The organism is Micromonospora sp. (assembly GCF_048594385.1).
GTDB classification, from domain to species: Bacteria; Actinomycetota; Actinomycetes; order Mycobacteriales; family Micromonosporaceae; genus Micromonospora; species Micromonospora wenchangensis.
In genome coordinates this window covers 1-10790 of the sequence record NZ_JBMDWU010000601.1, presented here as the reverse complement: position 1 = coordinate 10790, position 10790 = coordinate 1, and the positions used below count along the sequence as shown (strand labels likewise).

The 10790-nt window shown below is 72.0% G+C and carries 9 protein-coding genes; 8 read left to right on the top strand and 1 reads right to left on the bottom strand.

All coding sequences use genetic code 11. The annotated features are described in order from the left end of the window. The coding region (locus ACOJTC_RS31395) for a DUF456 domain-containing protein (RefSeq protein WP_420119591.1) at window positions 1-277 on the top strand (277 nt) is incomplete at its 5' end. Window positions 278-717: 440 nt separating this feature from the next. Then, complete coding sequence (locus tag ACOJTC_RS31390; RefSeq protein ID WP_420119590.1) at window positions 718-2352, top strand: amino acid permease; 1635 nt, start codon at window positions 718-720, stop codon at window positions 2350-2352. An 80-nt stretch (window positions 2353-2432) separates the two neighbouring features. Here the strand turns inward: ACOJTC_RS31390 and ACOJTC_RS31385 are convergent, their stop codons facing one another. Then, window positions 2433-3026, bottom strand: a complete 594-nt coding sequence (locus ACOJTC_RS31385) for a hypothetical protein (protein WP_420119589.1) — start codon at window positions 3024-3026, stop codon at window positions 2433-2435. 529 nt (window positions 3027-3555) lie between these two features. Here ACOJTC_RS31385 and ACOJTC_RS31380 point away from each other — a divergent pair. The 6 genes from ACOJTC_RS31380 to ACOJTC_RS31355 all read left to right on the top strand — a co-directional run. Beyond that, window positions 3556-4920: a glutamine synthetase family protein gene (locus ACOJTC_RS31380; RefSeq protein WP_420119588.1), complete on the top strand. Its 1365-nt coding sequence runs from the start codon at window positions 3556-3558 to the stop codon at window positions 4918-4920. Window positions 4921-5034: 114 nt separating this feature from the next. Then, complete coding sequence (locus tag ACOJTC_RS31375; RefSeq protein WP_420119587.1) at window positions 5035-6381, top strand: aldehyde dehydrogenase family protein; 1347 nt, start codon at window positions 5035-5037, stop codon at window positions 6379-6381. Between the two features lie 5 nt (window positions 6382-6386). Continuing rightward, on the top strand, window positions 6387-7154 hold the full coding sequence (locus ACOJTC_RS31370; protein ID WP_204923873.1) for a 3-oxoacyl-ACP reductase: 768 nt from the start codon (window positions 6387-6389) through the stop codon (window positions 7152-7154). Then, entirely contained in the window at window positions 7151-7885 is a 735-nt protein-coding gene (locus ACOJTC_RS31365; RefSeq protein WP_420119586.1) for a gamma-glutamyl-gamma-aminobutyrate hydrolase family protein, read from the top strand. The genes ACOJTC_RS31370 and ACOJTC_RS31365 overlap by 4 nt, the downstream gene beginning before the upstream one ends. 60 nt (window positions 7886-7945) lie before the next feature. Continuing rightward, window positions 7946-8497, top strand: coding sequence for a pyridoxamine 5'-phosphate oxidase family protein (locus ACOJTC_RS31360; RefSeq protein ID WP_420119585.1), 552 nt, complete (start codon window positions 7946-7948; stop codon window positions 8495-8497). A 175-nt stretch (window positions 8498-8672) separates the two neighbouring features. Beyond that, on the top strand, window positions 8673-10790 hold a 2118-nt coding region (locus ACOJTC_RS31355), incomplete at its 3' end, for an ATP-binding protein (RefSeq protein ID WP_420119584.1).

Below are 10790 nucleotides of genomic sequence, written 5' to 3'. Positions count from 1 at the left end.
GGGGCGCAACCTCAAGCGCACCGGGGTGCCCACGTCGTCGCTGCTCGTCGGGGGTCTGCTCGGGCTGGTCGGGTTCTTCGTCATCCCGGTGATCGGCCTGGTGATCGGCTTCGTCGGCGGGGTGTGGGGGGCCGAACGGCTGCGGCTGGGCAGCAACCAGCTCGCCTGGCCGGCGACCGTGCAGGCGTTGAAGGCGGCCGGCCTGTCGATGCTGGTGGAGTTCCTGGCCGGCCTGGTGATCGCCGCCCTCTGGGTGGCCGGCCTCCTGTTCACCTGACCACCCACGGGAGGGGCCCGCAAGATCGACTCTTCTGGGTCGATGTTGCGGTGTCCATGCCCGGCGGATGCCGCAACATCGGCCCAGGCGAGTCGATCAAGATTGGGAGGCGGGGCGGGACGCCCGTCGGGTACGGCACGACACCGTACGTGAGAGAGAGGTGGGCGTCCCGCGCCGCCGTGGTGCCGGGCTCCTGCCGAGCGCCCGGCGTCGGCCCGTCGCGATCGGGCCTGGTCACGGGCTCAAGCATGCGTCGGTGCCGGACCCGGGGCAACCCGATTACCGCCCGCTGGGGCGACCTGACCACCGCCGCCCGGGGCGACGCGAATTAACGAGTTCGGCACCGGCGACGGATTGACCGTCGTGATCGGCGGGACGAGACTCGGGCGCACCCGGGGATCACCCGGGCAGTACCGGGTACCACCTCAGGGAGGTGTGCTGTGGCCACAACGCCCCCGCCGACCACCGGGCAACCGCCGACCGCCGGGAACGGGCAACCGTCGACCGCCGGGCAACCGCACGCGCCGGACGACGACGCCCGACGACTCGCCGAACTCGGCTACCAGCAGGAGTTGCACCGCACGTGGAGCGGCTTCTCCAACTTCGCCATCTCGTTCTCGATCATCTCGATCCTGGCCGGCTGTTTCACCACCTTCGGGCAGGCGTGGAACAACGGCGGGCCGGTCGCCATCTCCTGGGGCTGGCCGCTGATCTCGCTGTTCATCCTGATCATCGGGTTCTGCCTGGCCGAGCTGGTCTCGGCGTACCCGACGGCCGGGGGGATCTACTGGTGGGCGGCGAAGATGGGCAGGCCGGTGCACGGCTGGTTCACCGGCTGGCTCAACCTGATCGGCCTGGTCGCCGTCACCGCGTCGGTGGACTACGGCTGCGCCACCTTCCTCAACCTCACCCTGTCGGCGCTCTTCGACGGGTGGGAGGGGACGCTGCGGCAGGCGTTCCTGCTGTTCGTGATCATCCTGGCCCTGCACGGGCTGATCAACATCTTCGGGCACCGGATCATCGACGTACTCCAGAACGTGTCGGTCTGGTGGCACGTGGCCGGCGCCGCCGCCGTGGTGGCCATCCTGCTGCTGGTGCCCGACCGGCACCAGAGCTTCCAGTTCGTGTTCACCGAGCGGTTCAACAACTCCGGATTCGGTGACGGCGACACCGGTGGGTTGACGTTCTGGTTCTACGTGCTGCCGCTGGGATTCCTGCTCACCCAGTACACGATCACCGGATTCGACGCCTGCGCGCACGTGTCCGAGGAGACCCGGGGCGCGTCGCAGGCCGCCGCCAAGGGGTTGTGGCGGTCGATCTTCTATTCGGCGGTGGGCGGGTGGATCCTGCTGTTGGCGTTCCTGTTCGCCGCCACCGACGTGGACGCGATCAACGCGGCCGGCGGATTCTCCGGCGCCATCTTCGAATCCGCGCTGACCCCGTTCTTCTTCAAGACGGTCATCATCATCTCCACCATCGGGCAGTTCTTCTGCGGAATGAGCTGCGTGACCTCGATGAGCCGGATGACGTACGCGTTCAGCCGGGACCGCGCGGTGCCCGGCTGGCGGCTGTGGTCCAAGGTCGACCGCAACGGCACCCCGGCCAACGCGATCATCGGGGCGACGCTGGCCGGCCTGGTGCTCACCCTGCCGGCGCTCTACCAGAGCGACGGCGTCCCGGTCGCCTTCTACGCGGTGGTGTCGGTGGCGGTGATCGGCCTCTACCTGTCCTTCGTCATCCCGATCGCGCTGCGGCTGCGCCTCGGCGACCGGTTCGAACCGGGGCCGTGGACGCTGGGCCGCAAGTACAAACTGTTCGGCTGGGTCGCGGTGGTCGAGATCGTGATCATCTCGGGCTACTTCGTGCTGCCGATCGTGCCGGCCGGGGTGCCCGGCAACGACGGGTTCAGCTGGTCGGCGGTGAACTACGCGCCGCTGGCCGTCGGCGGGGTGCTGCTCGGGGTGGGCATCTGGTGGTACGCCTCGGCCCGGACGTGGTTCACCGGCCCGCGCCGGACGGTCGACGTACCGGCGGCACCGGCGGCGGACGCCGCACGGGTCGACGGGCCGGCCTGACCACCAGCCCTCCGGGGCGACGACGGACAGCCCCCGGCCGGGGCCCTGAAGGGTTCCGGCCGGGGGCCGCCCGGCGACCGTCAGAGGTACGCGCTGTTGCTGAGGGTGAGCGGGATGAAGGTGGTCGGGCCGCCGTAGTTCCAGGTGATGAAGGCGTCCGCGCCCGTCTTGTACTCGCCGGTGGACCGGGGGTACTCGGTGTCGACGGTGCCGAGGACGGTGCTGTAGGCCGTCTTGGTGTTGTAGGTGACCTGCGTGTTGTAGCGGAACAGGGCGACCTCGACCTGGATCGCGTAGACGGGATAGGTGCACTGCACCGACGCCAGGCCCTCCTCACCGCCGCCGTACGGGCCGCCGTAGTAGACGAACGGGGTGCTCGGGGTCAGTGTGCAGGTGACGGTGATGGAACCGACGGTCCCCGTCACCGAGGTCGAGGCGAGGATGCCGGAGGAACCCGCCGACACGCCGGTGGCTCCGGTGGACAGCGGCGCGAGGCGACCGGCCCGCGCGCCACCGGTGGCGGACGATCCCGCCGCCGGCTGCGCGGCGTCGGCACCGGCGGTGCGGGGGGCCGCCTGGGTCGGGCCGGCCACCGCGAGCAGCGCGGCGGAAACGGCGATCGCCACCAGGGCGGCGAGGGCCCGGGGCTTCCCACTGGGACGTACTCTCGTCATTACGCGTCCTTCGGTGCGTCGTGATGGAGCAGTTCGGGTGTTTCTGGGCCGGCCGGCCCGGTGCGACCGAGGGGGCCGAACATCCACGCTCCGGTGACCTGTCGACGCATTGCGCGCGAATACGCGGCAGGTCAGGGGAAGTGGTCGTGCGGATCGGCCGACGAAGTGCCGTGCGTCGCACCGGCCGGCTCAAATTCTGGCAAGGGTTCCAACTTTCACGCAAGGTCGCCGTGCGATTACCGATCGGTGTGGTCGGCTATGTGTCCGAACGGATGAGTGGCGTGTCGCGGCGCTTCTTTCCCGCCCTTGGGAAAAGCATTTCCGTCCTTGTGCACACGACAATTTCCGCTCGTTTCGCGCGTCGGGGTCACGTCCGGCTCCGGGCCACGGGCGGGCCCTCGCAGGCCGGGCCGCCGTCTCCGGACCGGGTCCGACCGGGCACCCCGGGTCAGGGGTTTGCCGGCCCGCCCGGACGGGGCATTGACGGTGATCCGCTCGGCCGGTAGACCTTGGTGATGGAGGCGCACGGATGAGGAAAGCCCCGCTCACGTTGGAACAGCTCCGGGTCGCCGTCGCCGAGGGCGAGATCGACACGGTGGTGCTCGCCCTGACCGACATGCAGGGCCGCCTCCAGGGCAAACGGTTCCACGCCCCGTTCTTCCTCGACCAGGTCGTCGCCAACGGCAGCGAGGGCTGCAACTATCTGCTCGCGGTGGACGTCGACATGAACACCGTCGACGGGTACGCCATGTCGAGCTGGGAACGCGGCTACGGCGACTTCGCCATGCGCCCCGACCTGTCCACCCTGCGCCGGATGCCGTGGCAGCCGGGCAGCGTGCTGCTCCTGGCCGACCTGGAGTGGCTGGACGGCTCCGGCCCGGTGGTCGCCTCACCCCGGCAGATCCTGCGCCGGCAGCTCGACCGGCTGGCCGACCACGGGCTGACCGCGTACGCCGGCACCGAGCTGGAGTTCGTCCTCTACCGCGACTCGTACGAGGAGGCCTGGCGGCGCGGCTACCGCGACCTCACCCCGGCCAACCAGTACAACGTGGACTACTCGCTGCTCGGCACCGCCCGGGTGGAGCCGCTGCTGCGTCGCATCCGCACCGAGATGGCCGGCGCGGGACTGACCCCGGAGAGCGCCAAGGGCGAGTGCAACCTCGGCCAGCACGAGATCGCCTTCCGCTACGACGAGGCGGTGGCCTGCGCCGACCACCACGTGATCTACAAGAACGGGGCGAAGGAGATCGCCGCCCAGGAGGGCGTGTCGATCACGTTCATGGCCAAGCCCAACGCCCGGGAGGGCAACTCCTGCCACATCCACTTCTCGCTGCGCGACGTCGACGGCCGCTCGGCGATGCTCGGCGACGGGCCGGCGCAGCTCAGCGTCACCGGGCAGCGGGTGCTGGCCGGGCTGCTCGCCACCATGCGCGAGATGAGCGTGCTGTTCGCCCCGAACATCAACTCCTACAAGCGCTACCAGCCCGGCTCGTTCGCGCCGACCGCGCTGCGCTGGGGCACCGACAACCGCACCTGTGCGCTGCGGCTGGTCGGCCACGGGCAGGGGATGCGGGTGGAGAACCGGGTGCCCGGCGCGGACGTCAACCCGTACCTGGCGATCGCCGCCCTGGTCGCCGGGGCGGTGCACGGCATCGAGCAGGAGCTGGAGTTGGCCGACGAGTGCACCGGCAACGCCTACGACGACCCGTCCGCCGAGCGCGTCCCACCCACCCTCCGCGACGCCCTGACCCTCTGGCAGGCCTCCGACATCGCCCGGTCGGCTTTCGGCGACGAGGTCCACGCCCACTACGCCAACCAGGCAAAGGTCGAACTGGCGGCCTTCGACGCCGCGGTAACCGACTGGGAACTAACCCGTGGCTTCGAACGCCTCTGACCCCCACTGCGGCGTCGAACATGGAGTTGTGGTGGGCGACGTGTGGCGGTATGTGGTTCATGCGGGGCACCACAACTCCATGATCGACGGGGAAAGGGGTGGGGTGTGACGCGGGTGTTTGATCCGGCGAGCGGGGATGTGGTGGGGGAGGTGGCGGCCACCGGACCGGGGGAGGTGGATGCGGCTATCTCGCGGGCTGCTGGTGCGTTGGAGGCGTGGCGTCAGGTGGCGCCGGGGGAGCGGGGGCGGGTTCTGCGGCGGTTCGCGGGGCTGGTGGACGCGCACCTGGAGGAGTTGGCGCGGCTGGAGGTGCGTAACTCCGGGCACACCATCGGCAATGCGCGGTGGGAGGCGGGCAACGTCCGCGACGTGCTCGACTACTACGCGGGGGCGCCGGAGCGGTTGACCGGGCAGCAGATCCCGGTGCCGGGTGGCTGGGACGTCACCTTCCACGAACCGCTCGGCGTGGTCGGGGTGATCGTGCCGTGGAACTTCCCGATGCCGATCGCCGCCTGGGGTTTCGCCCCCGCGCTGGCCGCCGGCAACACGGTCGTGCTCAAGCCCGCCGAGTTGACCCCGCTGACCGCGCTGCGGCTGGCGGAGTTGGGGCGCGAAGCCGGCCTGCCGGAGGGGGTGTTCACCGTGCTGCCCGGCCGGGGCGACGTGGTCGGCGAACGGTTCGTCACCCACCCGGCCGTCCGCAAGGTCTGCTTCACCGGCTCGACCGAGGTGGGCACCCGGATCATGGCCGGCTGTGCCGCCCAGGTGAAGCGGGTCACCCTGGAGCTGGGCGGCAAGAGCGCCAACCTGGTCTTCGCCGACGCCGACCTGGAGAAGGCGGCGGCCACCGCGCCGTACGCCGTGTTCGACAACGCCGGCCAGGACTGCTGCGCCCGCTCCCGGATCCTGGTCCAGCGCCCGGTCTACGACCGGTTCCTGGAACTGCTCGAACCGGCGGTCCGGGCGCTGCGGGTGGAGGACCCGGCCGCCGAGACCGCCGAGATGGGCCCGCTGATCTCCGCCGCCCACCGGGACCGGGTCGCCGGCTACCTCGACGGTGCGAGGGTCGCGTTCACCGGCAACCGGCCCGACGGCCCCGGCTTCTGGCACGCCCCGACGGTGCTGCTCGCCGACTCCCCGGCCGACCGGCACTGGCGGGAGGAGATCTTCGGGCCGGTCGTCTCGGTGCTCCCCTTCGACGACGAGGCCGATGCGGTCCGGCTCGCCAACGACACCGAGTACGGCCTGTCCGGCTCGATCTGGACCCGGGACGTCGGCCGGGCGTTGCGGCTGGCCCGCGCCGTGGAGGCGGGCAACCTGAGCGTCAACTCACACTCCTCGGTGCGCTACTGGACCCCGTTCGGTGGGATGAAGCGTTCCGGGCTCGGCCGTGAGCTGGGCCCGGACGCGCTGCACGCCTTCACCGACGTCAAGAACGTCTTCATCGGCACAGAGGAGTGACGCCAGTGCAGGGTCGGCTACAGGACCGGGTCGCCGTGGTGACCGGGGCGGGCAGCGGGATCGGGTTGGCCACCGTGCGGCGGTTCGCCGCCGAGGGGGCCCGGGTGGTCTGCGTCGACATCGACGACGAGGCCGGTGGGCGGGCCGCCGAGGAGGTCGGCGGCGAGTACGTGCACACCGACGTCGCCGACGAGGCGGCCGTGCGGGACCTCTTCGACGGGGTCGTGCAGCGGCACGGCCGGGTCGACGTGGCGTTCAACAACGCCGGCATCTCCCCACCCGACGACGACTCGATCCTCGACACCGGGCTGGACGCCTGGGAGCGGGTGCTGCGGGTCAACACCACCAGCGTCTACCTGTGCTGCAAGTACGCGATTCCGCACATGCGCCGGCAGGGCAAGGGTTCGATCATCAACACCGCCTCGTTCGTGGCGCTGATGGGGGCGGCCACCTCGCAGATCGCGTACACCGCGAGCAAGGGCGGGGTGCTGGCGATGACCCGGGAGTTGGGTGTGCAGTTCGCCCGGGAGGGCATCCGGGTCAACGCGCTCTGCCCCGGCCCGGTCGCCACCCCGCTGCTGATGGAGCTGTTCGCCGCCGACCCGGAGCGGGCCGCCCGCCGGCTGGTGCACGTGCCGATGGGCCGGTTCGGCGCACCGGAGGAGATCGCCGCCGCGGTGGCGTTCCTGGCCAGCGACGACGCGTCGTTCATGACCGCCGCGCAGTTCGTCGTCGACGGCGGCATCACCGGCGCGTACGTCACCCCGCTGTGAGCGGGCCGGCGGGTGGCGGCGCCGGGCCGTCCGGCCGCAGGGCGCGTCCGCTGATCGGCATCACCGGGTACGTCGAGCCGGCGAGCTGGGCCGTCTGGCGGGACGTGCCGGCGTCGCTGATCCCGCAGGCGTACGTCCGCTCGGTGACCGCCGCCGGGGGCCGGGCCGTGGTGCTGCCCCCGGACGACCTGGACGCCGACGTGGTGGACGTGCTCGACGGGCTGCTGCTGGCCGGTGGCGCGGACGTCGGCCCGGAGCGTTACGGCCAGCCGGCGGACCCGCGTACCGAGCCCCGGCCCGACCGGGACGCCGGAGAGTCTGCCCTGCTGGCTGCCGCCCTCGCCGTGGACCTGCCGGTGCTGGGGGTGTGCCGGGGCATGCAGTTGCTGGCCGTCGCGTACGGCGGGTCGCTGCACCAGCACCTGCCGGACGTGGTGGGCCACGACCGGCACCGCCCCGCCCCGGGGGTGTACGGGGCGCATCCGGTCCGGTTCGCGCCGGGGACCCGGACGGCGTCGGTGCTGGCCGGGGTGGACCGGGTCAACTCGTACCACCACCAGGCGGTGGCCGATCCGGGGCGGCTCACGGTCACCGGCTGGGCCGACGACTCGGTGGTGGAGGCGGTGGAGGACCCGGCGCGACGGTTCCTGCTCGGGGTGCAGTGGCATCCGGAGAACGACGACGACCCGCGCCCGGTGAGCGCCCTGGTGAGGGCGGCCCGGGACCGCTGACGCTTCCTGCCAGCTGGGAAACCTGTCCCGGAATGCGGTCAGCGGCGGCAGGATGACGCTATGGGGACCGTGTATCCGGCGCTGGACGGGCGACTGCGGGAGTTCGTCGAGGCGCAGCCGATGTTCTTCGTGGCCACCGCGCCCAGCGGCAGCGGGGGGCACGTCAACGTCTCCCCCAAGGGCATGCGGGGCACCTTCGTCGTGCTCGGCCCGCACCGGGTGGCCTGGCTGGATTACCACGGCAGCGGCGCGGAGACGATCGCCCACCTGCGGGACAACGGCCGGATCACGCTGATGTTCTGCGCCTTCGACGGCCCACCGAAGATCGTCCGACTGCACGGGCGGGGTGTCGCCACCCCGGTCACCGACCCCGGCTTCGCGGCGCTGCTGACCGACTTCCCCGAGCCGCCCGACGTGCACGCCGTGCGGGCGGTGATCGGGGTGACCGTGGACCGGGTCAGCGACTCCTGCGGCTACGCGGTGCCCCTGATGGACTACCGCTCCGACCGGGACCTGTTGCTCACGTCACACTCCCGGCGCACCGCCGAGGATCTGGTCACCTACCGGGCCACCAAGAACGCGGCCAGCATCGACGGCCTGCCGGTCTTCTGAGCGCCGGCCCCTCACCGTGCGCTGTCGGGCAGATGACGGCAGGATGAGGCACGGGTTACCAGCGTCCGTCGGAACCTGTGCGTTACGTTCCTGATCCGTCGGGGTAGAAGACGGACGCGACCGGCGTGAGCCGAGGCGTTCTGGGGGGCACGACCGGCCGAAGCAGGGGGCGCGGATGAGCTCGGCCCGTGGGGGCGAGGATGGCCGTGGGCTGTCCGCACCGTCGTCCGCCGACCGCGTACTGCCGCCGTGGCTGGCCGGGGCGTTCGCGGCGGGCGGCGAGATGGGCGGTCGGCTGAGCGGACACGACTGGGCGGCCAGCCCGCTCGGCAGCCCCGACACCTGGCCGGCGGCGCTGAGCCACGCCATCGGCATGATGCTCTCCTCGCGGGCCCAGAGCGTCATGTTCTGGGGCCCCGACCAGTTGGCCTTCTACAACGACGCCTACCGGCCCACCATCGGCGACAAGCATCCCGTGGCGCTCGGCCGGCCGGCCCGGGAACACTGGGCCGAGACCTGGGACGTGCTCGGCCCCCTGCTCGACGGGGTACGCCGCAGCGGTGAGTCCTACCGGGGTGAGAACCATCCGTTCCTGCTCGACCGGCACGGCTTCGTCGAGCGGGTCTACTTCGACATCTCCTACGACCCGATCCGCGACGACGACGGCAGCGTCAACGGCGTCTTCTGCTTCGTCAACGAGACCACCGGCCGGGTCGTCGGGGAACGCCGGCTGCGGGCCCTGGCCGAACTCGGCGTCCGGCTCGGCGCGGCCGGCAGCATGGCCGAGCTGGGGCGGGCCACGGCGGCGGTGCTCGACGGGCACCGGGCCGACGTGCCGTTCGCCCTGGTCTACCTGACCGACGAGACCGGTCGGCCGGTGCCGGCCGGGGCCAGCGGCGTCGCTCCCGCCCGGGTGCCGGCCGAGCCGCCGGCCACGCTGGCCCGGGTGGCCGCCGGCGGGGTGGCCGCCGAGATCGAGGTGGCCGAGCTGCTCGGCGCGGTGCCGGACGACGTCGCCCCCCGGGCGCTGGTGCTGCCGCTGACCGCCACCAGCGAGCCCGCCGGGGCGCTGGTGGTCGGCCGGTCCGCCCGGCTGCCGTTCACCGACGAGTACCGCGACTTCCTCGGCCTGATCGCCGCGCAGGTGTCCCGGGTGGTCGGCCAGCAGCGGGTGTACGAGCAGGAGCGGGCCCGCGCCGCCGAGTTGGCCGCGCTCGACCGCGCCAAGACCAACTTCTTCGCCAACGTCAGCCACGAGTTCCGCACCCCGCTGACCCTCGTCCTCGGCCCGTTGGAGGAGATGCTGGCCGACCCGACGCTGTCCGCCGAGCACCTCGACCGGCTGACCATGATGCACCGCAACGGGCTGCGCCTGCTCAAGCTGGTCAACACGGTGCTCGACTTCTCCCGGCTGGAATCAGGCCGGCTGGCCGCCCACTACCAGCCCACCGACCTGGCCCAATACACCTCCCGGCTGGCCAGCACCTTCCGCTCCGCGACCGAGCGGGCCGGGCTGCGGCTCGTGGTCGACTGCCCGCCGCTGCCCGCGCCGGTCCTCCTGGACCGCGACATGTGGGAGAAGATCGTCTTCAACCTGCTCTCCAACGCGCTGAAGTTCACCTTCGACGGGGAGATCCGGGTCCGGGTGGTCGCGGTCGACGGCACGGCCCGGCTGGAGGTGGTCGACACCGGGGTCGGCATCGCCGCCGAGGAGGTGCCGCACGTCTTCGAGCGGTTCCACCGGGTGCCGGGGGTCCGCTCGCGTACCCACGAGGGCACCGGGATCGGCCTGGCCCTCGTCCGTGAACTGGTCGAGATGCACGGCGGCACGGTCGCCGCCACCAGCCGGGTCGACCACGGCACCACGGTCACCGTGACCGTCCCGTTCGGCTCCGCGCACCTGCCGCCCGACCGGGTCGCCGCCGCCGCGCCGCTGCCCACCAGCGAGTCGGCGCAGGCGTCGCTCTACGTCACGGAGACCGCCTGGTGGACCGACCGGCCCGATCCGGCCGGCGACGGGCGGCCCGCCCCGGCCACCGGCCACCCCGCCCGGGGCGGCCGGATCCTGCTCGCCGACGACAACGCCGACCTGCGCGAACACGTCACCCGCCTGCTCAGTCCCGAGTACGAGGTAGTGGCCGTGCCGGACGGCGCGGTGGCCCTCCAGGAGGCCACCGCAGGCCGGTTCGACCTGGTGCTCACCGACGTGATGATGCCCCGGCTGGACGGCTTCGGCCTGGTCACCGCGCTGCGCGGTAACCCGGCCACCCGGTACGTGCCGATCGTGCTGCTC